The organism is Faecalibacterium sp. PGM34 (assembly GCF_054456555.1).
Map to the genome: position 1 here is coordinate 958,508 of NZ_CM136898.1, position 15,672 is coordinate 974,179.

Below are 15,672 nucleotides of genomic sequence, written 5' to 3' on the forward strand. Positions count from 1 at the left end.
ACGCATTACTCCTTTTCAGACTTCTTGGCGTTGGCAGATTCAGGTACCATCCATTTCAGGGTGGTGTGGCGGATGATCCAGTCACACAGCATCAGGGCGGCGGGCAGCACCACCAGAATGACCAGCATACTGATCAGAGCGCCGCGGGAGATCAGCAGGCAGATGCTCCGCAGCAGCTCCATCTTGCTGATGGCAGCCACGCCGACCGTCGCGGCGAAGAAGGTCAGACCACTGGTCAGGATGGACTGGCTGCAATGCTCCAGCGACTGCTGGGCAGCTTCCTTGGGGGTGCGGCCAAAGGCGCGCTCCTCGTGATAACGGGTGGTCATCAGGATGGAGTAGTCCACGGTAGCGCCCAGCTGGATGGTGCCGATGACGATGCTGGCGATGAAGGGCAGCTGCGTACCGGTAAAGTACGGGATGCCCATATTGATGGCAATAGCGGCTTCGATGCTGGCGACCAGCAGCACCGGAATGGAGATGCTCTTGAAGGAGATGGCGATGATGACCAGAACTGCCATGATAGACCAGACGTTGACGTTCTTGAAGTCCACGTCTGCAACCTCGATCAGGTCTTTGGTCATAGCACCTTCACCGGTGATGACGCCCTCGGGATCTACGTTTTTGACCAGACCGATCATCTCGTCCAGCTGGCTGTTGATGGCATCCGTGCCGGTCTTGTAGGAGCTGTTGGCCAAAATCAGCTTGTAGCCGCCGGACTGCAGGATCTCCATCACGCTGTCGGGCAGCAGCTCGGTGTCAAAGCCGGGGCCGGTAATGGAGTCCAGACTTATCACCTGCGTGATGCCGTCCACCTCCTTCAGCTCGTCGCACAGGTCGGACACCTGCGTAGCGGTCAGATCGTCATGCACCAGAATAAAGTGGCTGGTGGTCATGCCGAAGTCCTCGCCCAGCTTGTTGGTGCCCACGATGCCGGTCAGGTCCTGGGGCAGGGAATCGAACAGGGTGTAGTACACGCTGGTCTTGTTCTGCGCAATGGCAAAGGGGATGAGGATGAGGATAAACACGACCACGATGGGCACGGAATGCTTGGAAACAAAGTAGCTCAGCTTGGTCAGCTTGGGGATGACGGTGCGGTGCTTGTATTTTTCCACCCACTTATCAAAGGTAAGGATCAGGGAAGGCAGGATGACCACGGTGCAGATGACGCCCAGTGCCACGCCCTTTGCCATGACAAGGCCGATATCGCGGCCCAGCGTCAGGCGCATGGCGCACAAAGCAAGGAAGCCTGCAATGGTGGTCAGGCTGGAAGCGGAGATGGAGGTCATAGTCTTGCAGATGGCGCTGGTCATGGCCTCCTCATTGGAGGAGCGCAGCTCCTTTTCTTCCTCATAGCGGTGCAGCAGGAAGATGGAAAAGTCCATTGTAACGCCCAGCTGCAGCACGGTGGCCAGAGCCTCGGTGATGTAGCTGATCTGCCCCAGAAAGATGTTGGTGCCGAAGTTGTACGCGATGGGGAACAGCAGACCCAGCATGAACAGCAGCGGGGTGAGGGTGCTTTCCAGCGAGAGGAACAGCACCAGCAGGCTGGCACCCACGGCGATCAGGATGTACATGGGCATTTCCTGATTGACCAGCGCCTTGGTGTCCTGCAGAATGACGCTCAAGCCGCCAAAGAAGCAGTCCTTGCGCAGCAGCTTTTCGATCTGCGCGACCGCATCCATAGTCTCGTCGCTGGCGCTGGGTGCGTCGAAGCGGACGATCAGCATGGTGGAATCGTTCTTGCCGAACATGAACTGCTGCATATCGGCAGGCAGCATGGCGGTGGGGATGTTGGGGTCGATCACATCGCTGAGCCAGAAGGTCTGGGTGACGCCGGGCACGGCTTCTATCTCCTTTTTCATAGCGATGAGTTCATTGGTTGGCAGGCCCTCTACCGTGATCATACCGGTGGAGGCCAGATGGAAATCGTCCTCAAGGGTTACCTCGCCGATCATGGAGTCCAGATCCTGCGGCAGGTAGGTGAGGATGTCATAATTGATGCGGGTGGCAATGGCGCCGATCGCGGAAGGGATCAACAGCAGCACGGCCACTGTTAAGATCAGCTTGCGCAGACGCACGATGCCTTGTGCGATCTTTTTCATGAGAACCCTCCAGAATAGAAAGTTGATTGGGAATGTCCGCAAAACTGACTGTCGGTCATCTTCCGGGCAAACACTATTATATCCACCCCGGACAGTGTGTCAAGCAGGAAAAGTGACTGAAAGTCAGTTTTTTTATCATCGGCAAAAAATTGTATAGCAAACCGGGCTTGCACAAACGGCCAAGGACTGCTAAACTAAGGTACGCAGACCGGACGCAGCACATACCTGCGTCTAAATTCAGAGAAAAGAGGAATCTACCCATAGCATGAGCACCGTGGAAGGGAAGAAGCAGGAAAAGCGCCGCGCCCTGCTGGATGCAGCCTACGAGCTGTTTCTGGAGCGGGGCACCGCCAAGACCAGCGTGGAGGATATCACCAGCCGGGCAAAGGTGGGCAAAGGCACGTTTTATCTGTATTTTCAGGATAAGGGCGCGGTGATGCAGGCGCTGCTGGGGCGGGTGAGCTACCAGCTGCTGAGCGATGCCTGCCTTGCGGTCGAGCAGCACCCCGAGCTGCCCGACTTTACCGCACAGGTGGTGTTCGTCATCGACCATATCATCGAGGCTTTGCGGCAGGACGTGCTGGTGCTGCGGTTCTTGGAGCGCAACTTCGTCTGGCCTGGGCTGGACCAGATCGAAGCCAGCAGGGAAGCCGAGCCCCTGATGCGCAAGCTGCTGGCCATCGTGCTTTCCAGCCCGGAGATGGCCGGACGCACCGAACGGGAGGTCTACCAGCGCATCACCGCCCTTGGCAGTATGTGTATGTCGGTATGCTATTCCAGCATTCTGGAGGGCAAGCCGGACAACATCGACGCCATGAAGCCGGTGCTGTACGATATCATCCGCCGGGCGCTTTCGCCGGAAAAGTAAAAAAAGAACGCATAAAAAGCATAAAAGGTCTTGCTTTTTGCAAAAAGCTGTGGTAAAATATCCAAGTCGATATGACATGGACGGTTAGCTCAGCTGGTAGAGCATCTGCTTGACGTGCAGGAGGTCACAGGTTCGAGTCCTGTACCGTCCACCAAAACAAGAGCCTCTGACTTAGGTCAGGGGCTTTTTTGTTGCGCCCTGTCAGAGCAGGGCAGTACACCCGCCAGCTGCAAAAAGCTTTCCGCGCCAAAAACCACCTTGGCAAGAAGGATATCCATGCTATAATAAGGATACAGCAACATCTTTTGACCGAAAGGAGCTTCGTGATGCACTATCTCCTGCTGAACAAGGACACCGTCTGGCTTGCATTTCATTGCGAGCAGAACGAGTACATGGAAACCGCTGCACAGGAAGATCTTTGGTACACCGCGCAGCGGCCTTTCGGCTATACGAACCTGACGGATTTTCTGGAGCGCCGCAAAGCGCCCAAGCACCGGGCGCACATTGCAGCGCTGCTGAAGGAATACGGCTGCGATACGCTGGAGGGCTATTTGAATGTGACCCATGCGCTGTCACTGAACGATACCTTCTGGGTCAGGACAGCAGATGCCGACCTGCAATGGCGGGACGTTTCTCTTTATCAGAACCCTTTCAACGAGATGATCTCGCAGGCTGCTTTTGACGGTTCTGTGTCCAGCACGAGCTTCTCGTCCACCTCCCCGGAGTTCAGTACAGACGGGCAGTACGCCAAATGCTGGGTGCGGGAGAAGGACACCATTCAGCTGTATAAGACCGGCAGCGTATTCGGCATGGAACCGGTGTCGGAGTATCTGGCTTCTCAGCTGGCAGTCCCGCTTTGCCCGGGAGCGGCAGTCTATGACCTCGGTTTCCACCACGGGGAGCTGATCTCCAAGTGCGCCCTTTTCACCAGCGAACGCTACGGCCTTGCCAAGGCCGCTGTTCTGACAAAAGACCGGACGATCGCCGGATTTCTGCACTATTTTGAAGGCATTGGAAGCGGCGATGCCTTCCGGCGGATGTGCATTCTGGATGCACTTATCCTGAATACCGACCGGCACAGCGGAAACTTTGGTGTCCTGTTCGAGAACGACACGCTGCAAGTCCAAAAAATGGCACCCGTTTTTGATAACAACCGCAGCTTGCTGTTTGATTTGGACAACGACCAGCTGAAAAATACGGAATGGTGCATCCGGCACTGTTCTCCGCGGCTTGGCACTGATTTTATTGCAACCGCGCGCGGACTTCTGACCGACAGCATCCGTGCCGATCTGGAAAAGCTGCGGACGTTCCATTTTACCGGCCACCCCGTGCTCTCCATCGACCCGGAACGGCTGGAGCGGCTGGACAGCATCCTGCAATTCCAGCTGGACAAAATACTGGCATAACAAACCCCCGGCAGGCTATCACCATCACGGTGGCAGCCTGCCGGGGGTATTATACTGTTATGCGGTCAAAAGCTTTCTTGCCTTACGCCTCGTGCTCGGCCCAGTCCTGACTGCGGCCCACGGCCTTGTGCCAGCCCTTGACCAGCTTTTCCCGCTGGACGGCGTCCATTTTGGGCTCAAACAGCTGGTTGCAGCTCCACAGGTGGCTGATCTCCTCCCGGCTCTTCCACACGCCGGTGGCAAGGCCGGCCAGATACGCCGCGCCAAGGGCGGTGGTCTCCCGGATGGCGGGGCGCAGCACCTCCTTGTTCAGGATGTCGGACTGGAACTGCATCAGGAAGTGGTCGCGGCTGGCACCGCCGTCCACCTTCAGGGTGCTGATGGTGATGTCGGTGTCCTTTTCCATGGCCCACATCAGGTCGGCGCTCTGGTAGGCGATGGATTCCTCGGCCGCGCGGATGATGTGGTTCTGGGTGGTGCCGCGGGTAATGCCCAGAATGGCACCCCGGGCATACATATCCCAATAAGGTGCGCCCAGACCGGTAAAGGCGGGCACGATGTACACCCCGCCGTTGTCCGGCACCTTCTGGGCGTAATACTCGGAATCGCAGCTGTCTTGAATGAGGTGCATCCCGTCCCGGATCCACTGGATGACCGCGCCGCCCACAAAGACAGAGCCTTCCAGCGCATACTCCACCTCGCCGTCAAGGCTGATGGCAATGGTGGTGACCAGACCGTTCTTGCTCTGGTAGATCTTGTTGCCGGTGTTCATCAACAAAAAGCAGCCGGTGCCGTAGGTGTTTTTTACATCGCCGGGCTTAAAGCAGCCCTGCCCGAACAGCGCAGCCTGCTGGTCGCCTGCAATACCGGCCACCGGCACATCCACGCCCTGAATGCTGGTATAGCCGTACACCTCGCTGGAGTCCTTCACGCTGGGCAGGATGCAGCGGGGGATGTCCAGTGCCTTGAGCAGGGTGTCGTCCCAGTCCAGTGTGCGGATGTTGTACAGCATGGTGCGGCTGGCGTTGGTGCGGTCGGTGACGTGCACCTTACCGCCGGTCAGCTTCCAAACCAGCCAGGTGTCCACCGTGCCGAACAAAAGCTCCCCGGCCTCGGCCTTTTCCCGCGCACCGGGGACGTTGTCCAGGATCCACTTGATCTTAGTGGCAGAGAAATAGGCGTCCGGCACAAGGCCGGTGTTTTCCCGGATATAGTCTGCCATGCCGGGGGTTTTGAGCAGCTCGTCCACAAGGGGCGCGGTGCGGCGGCACTGCCAGACGATGGCATTATATACCGGGCGTCCAGTGTTCTTGTCCCACAGGATGGTGGTCTCGCGCTGGTTGGTGATGCCGATGCCCGCAATGTCCTTGGGGTCTACGCCGCTCTGGGCGATGACCTCGTTCATCACGCCGTACTGGCTGGACCAGATCTCCATAGGGTTGTGCTCTACCCAGCCCTGATGGGGGTAGATCTGCTCAAATTCCCGCTGTTGGACGCAGACGATGTTCTGCTCGTTGTCAAACAGGATCGCCCGGCTGCTGGTAGTGCCCTGATCCAATGAGAGGATGTATTTGGTCTGGCTCATGATCTTCTCTCCTTGCTCTGAAGCTTAAGCGCAAAACAAAAAAGAGCGCAACAAACAAAGCTATCTGCTCTGTCTGTCGCTCTCCTGCTCTGCGCAAACATATTCTGTGCTTATTGTACACGCTCCGCAGGCAAAATACAAGCTTCAGCGCGATTTTTAGACGTTCTGCACAAGGGGGCCGCCCTGCCGTTGAACACTCTGCCGAATAGGGGTGCAATGCAGCTGCCGGGGATGTAAAAAGCTTGCAAATTTGCGAAAAAGACGTGACGAAACGGCGCGGATGTGGTATCGTTAAGGGGTAGACTTTTTTGTTCGGAAAGGATTTCTTTGCTATGACCAGGATCGCTTTCTGTGATGACAATGCCGCGCTGCTGCATCAGATGCAGGATTTTCTGGAGCAGTACCGCACCCTGCGGGGGGGCGCAGCTGGAACTGTTCCCTTATACAAAGCCCACGGAGCTTCTGGCAGATATCGAGGCCGGGGTGCGCTTTGACGTGCTGCTTTTAGATGTACTCATGCCCGGCATCAACGGCATCAACGCCGCCCGGGAGATCCGCCGGTACGACACGGCGGTGCAGATCATTTTTGTCACTTCTTCGTCGGAATTTGCCGTACAGTCCTATGTGGTAGGCGCCTACTACTACCAGCTCAAGCCCATCTGGAAGGACAGCTTTTTCCGCCTTACCGATGCCGTGCTGGCCGAGTGCCGCAAGCGCACCCAGCACAGCCTGATCCTGCGCTGCAAAAGCGGCGTGACCCGCATTACGCTGGACAGTCTGGAATACTGCGAGGTGCAGGGGCGCACGCTGGTGTTCCATCTGCTGGACGGCACTGTCATCGAGAGCAGCGGCAGCATGGATGAGCTGGCGCGGCAGCTGGCAGATTACCCGGGCTTTCTGCGCCCGCACCGCTCCTATCTGGTAAACATGGAATACATCCAGAACATCACCGCCAAAAGCATCACCATGGAAAGCCTTGCCGAGGTGCCGCTGCCCCACGGGCGCTTTACCGCCGTGCGGGACCAGTATCTGGAGTACTCCTTTGCGGGAAAGAAGGTCGTCCTGTGACCGCCCCGGGGGCACTGCTGGAGCTGCTGGACGGCGCAGCGGTGGGCATCTTCGGCATCCTGCTCAGTGCGGCGTTCTGCCCCATCCGCTGGACGGACAAAAAGCGCTGGGCGCTGGCGGGCTGCACCGCCGGGCTGCTGGCGTTGCAGGGCATCTTCTACTTTGGTGCCAGTCCCACGGCTGCCCAGTACCTTTACCCACTTATCACCCACCTGCCGCTGTATGTCGTGCTGGTGCTGCTCAGCGGACAGAAGGTATGGCCGCTGGTGGCGGTGCTCACAGCTTATTTGTGCTGTCAGGTGCGGCGCTGGACGGCGCTGGCGGTGGCGCTGTTCTTCCCGCAGCATCCGCTGGTGCAGCCGGTGGCAGAGCTGCTGTTCACCCTGCCGCTGCTGCTGTTGTTCATCCGGTTCCTTGCGCCCTCCATGCGGCGGCTTTCCCACTACCCGGCCTCGGTGCAGTGCCAGTTCGGCGTTGTGCCGCTGGTGAGCTATCTTTTTGATTACATCACCCATGTCTACACCAGCCTTTTGTCCGAGGCGAACCCGGCGGCGGTGGAATTCATGTTCTTTGTGTGCTGCGCGGCCTTTCTGTGCTCCATTTTGCGCGCTTCCCGGGTGGAGCGGCAGCGCATCCAGATGGAGCAGTTACAGACCAGCCTGAATCTGCAGGTCACGCAGGCCATGCGCGAGATCGAGGCGCTGCGCCTTTCCCAGCAGCGTGCCAGTACCTACCGCCACGACCTGCGCCACCATATGCAGTTTCTGGCGGGCTGCATCGAGAACGGCCGCACCGAACAGGCGCTGGGCTACATCCGCAGCGTGTGCAGCGAGATCGAAGCCGGCAAGGTGACCGCCTACTGCGAAAACGAGGCGGCGAACCTGATCTTTTCTGTCTTTGCTGACCGCGCCGCCAAGGCCGGGGTGCAGTTCACCGTGCAGGCGGGCATCTCGCAGGCGCTGCCGGTCTCGGAGAGCGACCTGTGCGTGCTGCTTTCCAACGCGCTGGAAAACGCCCTGCACGCCGCCGTGCGCTGCCGCGAAGCAGGGCAGGGGGCTTTTATTGAGACCACCGGGCACGAAAAGGGGAAAAAGCTGTTTTTGCAGATCACCAACAGCTGTCTGCCGGACGTGCAGTTCCGGGAGGGCATCCCGGTCACTGACCGCACCGGCCATGGGCTTGGAGTGCGCAGCATCTGCGCCATCTCGGAGCGGTACGGCGGCCTGACCAGCTTTGCCGCCAAGGACGGGCAGTTCACCCTGCGGGTAATGTTATAAGTTATAAAAATAATAGTAAGGCGGGAAGGTCGGCGAAGCTTCCCGCCTTACTATTTATTATAATTGCTGCTTTGCCAGCACGTCAGAGGTAGGGGTCTGGAACACCGGGATGTCGGCATAGGGGTCGGCAGCGGTGTCGGCGGGCAGGCTCTTCATATATTCGTCCATGGCCACGGCTACCTTCTTGGCAACAGCCACAGCCTCCACCACGGTGCGTGCGCCCATGACGGCGTCGCCGCCGGCAAATACGCCTTCGCGGGTGGTGCGGCCATCCTCGCTGACGCTCAGCAGACCCTTCTGGTTGGTCTCGATGCCGGTCGTGGTCTTGACGAGGTTGCTCTCAGAGCCCTGACTGACCGACACGATGACGCCGGTGTGGGGGTACAAAGTCTCGCTGCCCTCCACCTGCGTAAACTTGCCGTCCTCGCCCTTGACGGTGTCGCGGCAGATCAGACCATCCTCCCGGATCTCCACCGGTGCCTTGCAGAAGCGGAAGCCCACGCCCTCCAGCTTGGCATAGCTGACCTCGTACTCGGAGGCGCTGATGCAGCTTTCGTCCCGGCGGGCGTAGCAGGTAACGTGGCGGGCACCGTTGCGGATGGCGGTGCGGGCGCAGTCCATGGCAGAGTTGCCCACGCCGATGACGGCCACATCATCGCCCAGACGGAAGGCCTTGGAGTTTGCCAGATAGTCGATGCCAAAGGCCACGTTGCCAAGGCTCTCGCCCTTGATGTGCATGGCGTTGGCCTTCCACAGACCGGCACCGATGAACACGCTCTTGTAGCCGTCGCGGAACAAATCGTCGATGGTGATGGTCTTGCCGATGGTGGTGTTGGGGCGCACCTTGATGCCCTTCAGCTCCAGATGGCGGTACTGGAAATCGTCCAGCACACTGTCCGGCAGGCGGTAGTTGGGGATGCCGTAGCGCATCACGCCGCCGATCTTATCCCGGGCGTCAAAGATGGTCACATCATAGCCCCAGCGTGCCAGCAGCACCGCGATGGTCAGGCCTGCCGGGCCGGAGCCCACCACAGCGGCCTTCATGCCGTTTTTCGGGGCGGGGCCTGCGGTCATCTTGTTGGCGTAGGTGGTGGAGATATAGTCTTCGATGATGGAAAAGTGCACGGGGTCGTGGCTGGGCATCCGGTTGCGGATGCAGTGACCCTCGCACTGCTTTTCGTGGTTGCACACCAGACTGCATACAGTGGTCAGAGGGTTGTTTTCAAACAGCATCCGGCCTGCATCATCCATCTGGTTTGCCTTGAGCAGACGGATGACCTCCGGGATATTGGTGTGGATGGGGCAGCCCTCCTGACACATCGGCTTTTTGCAGCCGAGGCAGCGGTTGGCTTCGTCCAGAACATGAAGTGCCATGGGTTCCTCCTTGTGTTTCCCCTGCGGGGACAGTCGTTTTTTACAGGCTCGTTGTATCCAACATTGCATTGCTTTAATCATACACCCGAACTGCGCCGGATACAAGAGGGCACAATATAAAATTTTTCACGTTATTTTTTGTCAATTCGTCAAAAAGATAATTTTTTGACGATATATCCCGCCCATCGGCTCCGGTTTTGCCCGGCACAGCGCACCGAGGTCACTGGCTCTGCTCTGGGCAGCAGCCATTTGGGCGCAAAGTTCGTTTTCCCGCGACAGCCGCGCCAGCGAGTGGGACAGCGGCAGCGCCGTCTCCCCGGGCAGGGGCAGAGCCTCCTTGCGCGCACCCAGCAGGTGCAGGTAGGGTGGCAGCGCCGGAGTCTGGGCGGTGTAGCCCAGCGCCGCATCCATCGCCAGCCGCCGCATCCGTGCCCGGGGGTAGCGCACGGTGGTCAGGGCGTCCAGCAAAGCGGGCAGGCTTGCAGTCTCCCGCACGGCGTTTTCCAGCCGGTGCTCCAACCCCTCGGATACCCCGCGCACCGCAGCAAAGGGGGCTGGCTCTGCGCAGGCAGCCCGCAGCAGTGCCAGCTCGCAGTGCCCCATGACTGCAAAATCCGTATACTTTCCGTTATATTCTGCCTGTTTATACAGTTCCAGCGCCTTTTCCGGTACATAGGGTGCCAGTGCCGCCGCGCTGCCCTCCGCCCAGAGCGCCCGCAGGGCGCTGGCGCTGGCAAAGGCGGCGTGAGCGCTTTCGGTCAGTGCCTGCCCGTGGTCTGCCCCTTGCCGGGGCAGAGCGATGGGCTGCATTTCTACATTTTGTTCTATGATGGCCTTACAATACTCTACGGCAAGATTATTGTTGGGCTTGTCCAGCAGTGCGGCAACGTCTGACCCCGGGCACAGCGCCTGTACCGTCGCCTGCCGGGCGGCGGCAAAGCTGCGCGCCCCGGCGGCAAGCTGCTGTTTCAGCGCGGTGCGGTATGCCTCGCTGCACAGCACCCGGGCGGCTTTTTGCAGCAGAGCGGTATCCGGGGTCTCTGCCCCAAAGACCAGCGCATCGCACCCGGCAGCAGCCAGAATGCGCACCCCCGCCCGGGCAAAAGCCTCAGCACCGGCGCAGGCGCAGGGCGCGGGCAGGGCAAACACAAGGTCTGCCCCGCAGGCCAGTGCCGCCTGCACCCGCACCGGTTCCGGCAGCAGCGGCAGCGCGCCCCGCTGGGTAAGCCCGCAGCTCATGGCAACAGCCACCCGCTGCGCCCCCAGCGCCCGCGCCTGTGCCAGCTGCCATGCGTGGCCGTTGTGGAAGGGGTCGTACTCCGCAATGATGCCTGCAAACTTCATGGAACTGCTCCTTTTGCAAAAAGATTGTTAAATTTATATCGTATATACAGAAAAACCCTGCCGTTTCCGGGATTTGTGGGCAGGATGTACAAAAACCTTGTACACAAGTTTTACCGCTTTGCCCGGGTTGCGCCTTGAAAAGCCGCTATCCCTATTATATAATAAACATAGGAATCTGTAAAATTCTGTTCGCAGGTTTTTCACGTTGCGGACGGTACAAAAATTTTCAGGAGGCAACACAGATGAAGGTTCTGGTTATTAACTGCGGTTCTTCTTCCCTGAAGTATCAGCTGATCGATATGGACGGCGAGAAGGTGCTGTGCAAAGGCCTGTGCGAGCGCATTGGCATGGAAAGCAGCATGATCACTCACGAGGCCAACGGCACCAAAGCTACCACCCCGGCGATCTTCCCCACCCACACCGAGGCTTTTGCCGAGGTCGTGAAGAAGATGACCACCGGTGCAGGCAAGTGCATCAATGACGTGAGCGAGATCGACGCCATCGGCCACCGCGTCGTGCACGGCGGCGAGAAGTTCAAGAGCAGCTGCCTGATCACCGATGAAGTCATCAACACCCTGCGTGAGCTGAGCCCGCTGGCTCCTCTGCACAACCCCGCCGGTATTCTGGGTATCGAGGCTGCCCGCAAGGTGTTCGGCAACATTCCCATGGTGGCTGTGTTCGACACCGCCTTCCACAGCACCATGCCGCCGAAGGCTTATATGTACGCCATCCCCTACGAGTACTACGAGAAGTACGGCGTGCGCCGCTACGGCTTCCACGGCACCAGCCACAAGTACGTTGCCTACAAGGCAGCCGAGTACCTGGAGGAGCCCATTGAGCGCCTGAAGCTGATCACCTGCCATCTGGGCAACGGTTCTTCCATTGCCGCAGTCGATCAGGGCAAGGTCGTGGATACCTCCATGGGCATGACCCCGCTGGCCGGCCTGATGATGGGCACCCGCTGCGGCGACCTGGATCCCTCTGTGGTCAACTACCTGAAGTACACCCTGAACATCACCGGCCACGAGCTGGACGAGATCCTGAACAAGAAGTCCGGCCTGCTGGGCATCTCCGGTGTTTCCAGCGACAAGCGTGATGTGGAAGAGGCTGCCGAGGCCGGCAACAAGCGCGCACAGCTGGCTTCCGATATGCTGAACTACCAGATCAAAAAGACCATCGGCAGCTACATTGCAGCCATGGGCGGCGTGGACGCCATCGTCTTTACCGGCGGCATCGGCGAGCACGATGCCATTGCCCGTGCAAAGATCTGCCACCACATGGATTGGCTGGGCATCCGCATCGACACCGAGAAGAACAAGCACCCCATTGGCGATGTGTGCGAGATCACCGCTTGGGGCGCAAAGGTGCGCACGCTGGTCATTGCTACCGACGAGGAGCTGATGATCGCCCGCGACACCAAGGAAGTTATCGAGAAGTAAGCTTTTCCCAAAGGGCTTTGCAGGGGCTGCTGCACAGAGTGTGCGGCAGCCCCTTTTGTTTGTGTGAAAAAAGTGGTTCAGAAACACCCGCAGGTGTTTCTGAACCACAAATCATAAATTATCTGCCGCTGCACAAAACCTGTGCGGCACGCCGCTTTTCCATCTTAAGGCGGTGATTTTACCCAAATATCCGCTGTCGGTTTGTGCCATGTGTACAAATAAAAAGGCGAACGGTTGTTTTTTGGTTGACAAATCTCAAAAATAACGGTACAATAGGAAAGTCCTCAATCCGAGGGCGTTTATCTATTCAAGCCCCTGGTAAGCTTACTGATCAGCGCGATGGTCCCAAAACCAAAGGTATGGTTACAATCCTTCCGTGGGCAAGAACTAACTAAAGAGGAGATACTACTATGTTTGAAGACAAGACTCTGGTCTGCAAGGACTGCGGTAAGGAATTTGTTTGGACTGCCGGTGAGCAGGAGTTTTACGCTTCTCGCGGCTTCGAGAACCAGCCTCAGCGCTGCAAGCCCTGCCGTGACGCCCGCAAGAACGGCGGTGCACGCAGCAACAGCGGTGAGCGTCAGATGTTCGATGCTGTCTGCGCAGCTTGCGGCAAGGCTTGCAAGGTCCCCTTCCAGCCCCGTGAGGACCGTCCGGTCTACTGCTCTGACTGCTTCGCTCGCATGAAGCAGAACTAAGCGCTGATTTTTAATTTAAATCGGTAACAAAGCCCCCGCTGCCAGTCGGCAGCGGGGGCTTTTTGCATTTCTCTTCAGGGATGCTTGCGCTGATTTGCGCCCGAGAGCAGCAGCACTGTGCGGTACAGCCGCAGCTTGAGCAGCAACAGCTTTACCCAGTCGTTCCGGCTCTGCATGGTGTGCAGCGGGGTACTGCGCACAGCGGTGCGCACCCGGGGCTTTTGCAGGGCGTTGCGCAGCCAGGCAGTCTGCTCGGTGAGGGAAAGCGGGCTGCACCCAAGATTCTTGATCCCCATCATCAGGTCGCGGACGGTACAGTAGTTGGCCTTTGCGCGGTGCATGGGGCTGTCCTGCAAGCCCCATGCGGCAACGGTGTCCCACACCGCATCGCTCAGGTAGAAGTTATCCTCCAGCCGCTCCGGGTGATAGCGGTTGGACAGACTGCCCTGCCGGGCGATCGTGTAGTGATACAGCGGCTTTTCCAACCCTACCAGACAGCCGGGGTTCTGGCGATAGAACGCTACATAGAACAGCCCGTCCTCCCCAAGCTGATGGCAGGGAAAGCGCAGATGGTACTGCTCCAGAAATGCCCGGCGGAACAGCTTGTTGATGACCAGATACGAGGACGCCATCTCGTCAAAATGCTCCTTGAAGGGCTCACCCCGATACACGCCGGAAAAGGTACAGTGGTCGGTCTCAGAGTGCAGCAGCTTTCCGTTTTCATCGCAGGTGTCGTAAAACATCCCAAACTGCACGCAGTCTGCATCCGCATTCCGGGCGGCATGGTACAGCACCTCTGCGGCGTCCGGTTCCACCCAGTCGTCTGGGTCCAGAAAGAAAATACATTCTCCCCGGGCGGCATCCAGACCCGCGTTGCGGGCAGCGGCTACGCCGCCGTTGGGCTGGTCGATAAAGCGAAACCGCGCATCCTCGGCAGCAGCCTGTGCGCACAGCGCGGCGCTGCCGTCCTTGGAGCCGTCGTTGATGAGGATGGCCTCGAAGTCGGTCAGAGTCTGCGCCCGCAGCGAGCGCAGCGCCCGGGGCAGCAGGCGTTCCATATTATAAATGGGTAGTATAAACGAGATACAGGGCATTGTTTTCACTCCTTGCCGTCACACTTCCTTCATCAGAATACGGATGCGGTCCCGCATCTCCTGCCGACTGTCCGGCATCCACACCTTGGGCTCTGGAGGCTTTTTGCGCTCCATGGCATAGGCAAACGTCACCAGACGCAGCGCCATCGTGCTCCAGAAATAAAAGGAGGTATTATCGGTCAGGTAGGTCACCGTCATATAGCCTAGCTCGGACAGATACAGCAACGTGGTCTCTTGGTCTGCATAGCGCTGCCAGAACAGCGGGGTCAGAACATACTGGATGCCGGACCAGAGCAGAAAGCCGGGAAATCCTACCTCTACAAAGACCTTCAGGATGTCGTTATGGAAGGGATAGGGGTGGTTGATGAGTCCCGCGTTGTACCACTGGGCAATGATGGTATCCACATATTCAAAGCCGTGGCCGAGATAGGTGATGGAAAATTCATAGTAGGGGTTCGCCATGCTCCACAGGTAGTCCCGCCCCATCATATTGATGCCAAAGCGCAGTAGAAGCGCTGTAATGATACCATTGCGCACACAATAGAGGAACGCCAGAAAAAACAGGATGCAGAACCCGCCCACTGCCGGGTAAAACCAGCTGGGGACTTTGCGTTTGCGGAGAAGCAGAGCAATCAAGATGAACAGGATCACTGCCGGGATGGCGATGCGCTTCATGCCGACCAGAAAAAACCAGCAGCAGAGCAGCAGATACCGCCGACGCTTGCGTTTTTCCTGCAGGGTGGAATGGGGCGCAAAGACGGCGTAATACAAAATCATCTGCCCGAACACAAAGGTCAGGTCGTGAATCTCCAACTGTCTGGCGTAGCCGACTGCCTCGCCGAAGGTGACCAGACAGGTAACGAGAGACTGGATGCTGGCGGCAACGCCATAGTCGGGAATGCACAGCAGCATGATGGCACCATTGGTAATACAGATGCTGATGGTAAACAGCTCAATTGCCTTTTCCCGGAACAGATAGACCAGCGCCACGGCAGTGAGGATGGCAATACTCTGGAACACAAGCTTGGAGCAGCTGCGGATCATGGAGGACACCGCAGCAAAGCTTTTGATCCAGATGACCATCGACCAGAAAAACAGTGCCGCCATCAGGGACATATACAGCAGGGTAGGCTTCCAGATCTCCCGGAGGCGTGTTTCGTCCGGGTAAAACAGAGTGTATAGCACCGCAAGCCCGATCACTCCCAGAGAGATGGCCTTGGGAAGGCCACCCAGCGTGGTGTTGATGGGCTTCCACTCTCCCAACCCTGCTCCGGTCAGAAAGAACACGCAGCCGATGGTCAGCAGTTTTTGCCACAGCGGGCTGTCCTTATAAAACAAAGAGGCCGGAGTTTTCCGGCTGTAATCCTTTTTGGTCAGGATCTGATCCAGTGTGCGCATGAAAAAGGGCTCTCCT

The 15,672-nt window shown here is 58.2% G+C and carries 12 protein-coding genes and 1 tRNA gene; 7 read left to right on the top strand and 6 right to left on the bottom strand.

Translation table 11 applies throughout. From position 1 onward, the window contains the following. Positions 1–5: 5 nt before the first annotated feature. Positions 6–2,105, bottom strand: coding sequence for an efflux RND transporter permease subunit (locus ACXPUX_RS04540; protein WP_458830354.1), 2,100 nt, complete (start codon positions 2,103–2,105; stop codon positions 6–8). A 265-nt stretch (positions 2,106–2,370) separates the two neighbouring features. Between ACXPUX_RS04540 and ACXPUX_RS04545 the strand changes: the two genes are divergently transcribed. The 3 genes from ACXPUX_RS04545 to ACXPUX_RS04555 all read left to right on the top strand — a co-directional run bounded on the left by ACXPUX_RS04545 (position 2,371) and on the right by ACXPUX_RS04555 (position 4,379). Further along, positions 2,371–2,973, top strand: coding sequence for a TetR/AcrR family transcriptional regulator (locus tag ACXPUX_RS04545; protein WP_015537362.1), 603 nt, complete (start codon positions 2,371–2,373; stop codon positions 2,971–2,973). 78 nt (positions 2,974–3,051) lie between these two features. Beyond that, positions 3,052–3,127 (top strand) — tRNA-Val (locus tag ACXPUX_RS04550). A 172-nt stretch (positions 3,128–3,299) separates the two neighbouring features. Then, entirely contained in the window at positions 3,300–4,379 is a 1,080-nt protein-coding gene (locus ACXPUX_RS04555; RefSeq protein WP_458830356.1) for a HipA protein, read from the top strand. Positions 4,380–4,461: 82 nt separating this feature from the next. On the opposite strand, the gene glpK is transcribed toward ACXPUX_RS04555, so the two are convergent. Continuing rightward, complete coding sequence (gene glpK, locus ACXPUX_RS04560; protein ID WP_458830358.1) at positions 4,462–5,964, bottom strand: glycerol kinase GlpK; 1,503 nt, start codon at positions 5,962–5,964, stop codon at positions 4,462–4,464. A 354-nt stretch (positions 5,965–6,318) separates the two neighbouring features. Between glpK and ACXPUX_RS04565 the strand changes: the two genes are divergently transcribed. Beyond that, the gene (locus ACXPUX_RS04565; RefSeq protein WP_458831161.1) at positions 6,319–7,032 is read left to right on the top strand and encodes a LytR/AlgR family response regulator transcription factor; all 714 of its coding nucleotides are present in this window, start codon (positions 6,319–6,321) and stop codon (positions 7,030–7,032) included. Beyond that, entirely contained in the window at positions 7,029–8,309 is a 1,281-nt protein-coding gene (locus ACXPUX_RS04570) for a sensor histidine kinase (protein WP_458830360.1), read from the top strand. The genes ACXPUX_RS04565 and ACXPUX_RS04570 overlap by 4 nt, the downstream gene beginning before the upstream one ends. A 57-nt stretch (positions 8,310–8,366) precedes the next feature. On the opposite strand, the gene ACXPUX_RS04575 is transcribed toward ACXPUX_RS04570, so the two are convergent. Together ACXPUX_RS04575 and ACXPUX_RS04580 are read right to left on the bottom strand one after the other, a co-directional pair. Beyond that, positions 8,367–9,683, bottom strand: a complete 1,317-nt coding sequence (locus ACXPUX_RS04575) for an NAD(P)-dependent oxidoreductase (protein ID WP_458830362.1) — start codon at positions 9,681–9,683, stop codon at positions 8,367–8,369. Between the two features lie 141 nt (positions 9,684–9,824). After that, complete coding sequence (locus ACXPUX_RS04580; protein WP_458830364.1) at positions 9,825–11,027, bottom strand: nucleotidyltransferase family protein; 1,203 nt, start codon at positions 11,025–11,027, stop codon at positions 9,825–9,827. A gap of 242 nt (positions 11,028–11,269) precedes the next feature. Here ACXPUX_RS04580 and ACXPUX_RS04585 point away from each other — a divergent pair, with 242 nt between their 5' ends. Then, positions 11,270–12,466: an acetate/propionate family kinase gene (locus tag ACXPUX_RS04585; protein ID WP_458830366.1), complete on the top strand. Its 1,197-nt coding sequence runs from the start codon at positions 11,270–11,272 to the stop codon at positions 12,464–12,466. A gap of 410 nt (positions 12,467–12,876) precedes the next feature. Further along, the gene (locus tag ACXPUX_RS04590) at positions 12,877–13,164 is read left to right on the top strand and encodes a zinc-ribbon domain containing protein (protein WP_005921120.1); all 288 of its coding nucleotides are present in this window, start codon (positions 12,877–12,879) and stop codon (positions 13,162–13,164) included. Positions 13,165–13,238: 74 nt separating this feature from the next. On the opposite strand, the gene ACXPUX_RS04595 is transcribed toward ACXPUX_RS04590, so the two are convergent. Both ACXPUX_RS04595 and ACXPUX_RS04600 read right to left on the bottom strand, forming a co-directional pair. Continuing rightward, on the bottom strand, positions 13,239–14,258 hold the full coding sequence (locus ACXPUX_RS04595) for a glycosyltransferase family 2 protein (RefSeq protein WP_458830368.1): 1,020 nt from the start codon (positions 14,256–14,258) through the stop codon (positions 13,239–13,241). 18 nt (positions 14,259–14,276) lie between these two features. Further along, positions 14,277–15,656 carry an O-antigen ligase family protein gene (locus ACXPUX_RS04600; RefSeq protein ID WP_458830370.1) on the bottom strand — a complete coding sequence of 460 codons (1,380 nt, stop codon included), beginning with the start codon at positions 15,654–15,656 and terminating at the stop codon, positions 14,277–14,279. Between the last annotated feature and the right edge of the window lie 16 nt (positions 15,657–15,672).

Excerpts from the sequence above, each read along its gene's own strand:
- ACXPUX_RS04540 (WP_458830354.1), bottom strand. The coding sequence starts at position 2,105 with ATGAAAAAGATCGCACAAGGCATCGTGCGTCTGCGCAAGCTGATCTTA.
- ACXPUX_RS04545 (WP_015537362.1), top strand. The coding sequence starts at position 2,371 with ATGAGCACCGTGGAAGGGAAGAAGCAGGAAAAGCGCCGCGCCCTGCTG.
- ACXPUX_RS04555 (WP_458830356.1), top strand. The coding sequence starts at position 3,300 with ATGCACTATCTCCTGCTGAACAAGGACACCGTCTGGCTTGCATTTCAT.
- glpK (WP_458830358.1), bottom strand. The coding sequence starts at position 5,964 with ATGAGCCAGACCAAATACATCCTCTCATTGGATCAGGGCACTACCAGC.
- ACXPUX_RS04565 (WP_458831161.1), top strand. The coding sequence starts at position 6,319 with ATGACAATGCCGCGCTGCTGCATCAGATGCAGGATTTTCTGGAGCAGT.
- ACXPUX_RS04575 (WP_458830362.1), bottom strand. The coding sequence starts at position 9,683 with ATGGCACTTCATGTTCTGGACGAAGCCAACCGCTGCCTCGGCTGCAAA.
- ACXPUX_RS04580 (WP_458830364.1), bottom strand. The coding sequence starts at position 11,027 with ATGAAGTTTGCAGGCATCATTGCGGAGTACGACCCCTTCCACAACGGC.
- ACXPUX_RS04585 (WP_458830366.1), top strand. The coding sequence starts at position 11,270 with ATGAAGGTTCTGGTTATTAACTGCGGTTCTTCTTCCCTGAAGTATCAG.
- ACXPUX_RS04590 (WP_005921120.1), top strand. The coding sequence starts at position 12,877 with ATGTTTGAAGACAAGACTCTGGTCTGCAAGGACTGCGGTAAGGAATTT.
- ACXPUX_RS04595 (WP_458830368.1), bottom strand. The coding sequence starts at position 14,258 with ATGCCCTGTATCTCGTTTATACTACCCATTTATAATATGGAACGCCTG.
- ACXPUX_RS04600 (WP_458830370.1), bottom strand. The coding sequence starts at position 15,656 with ATGCGCACACTGGATCAGATCCTGACCAAAAAGGATTACAGCCGGAAA.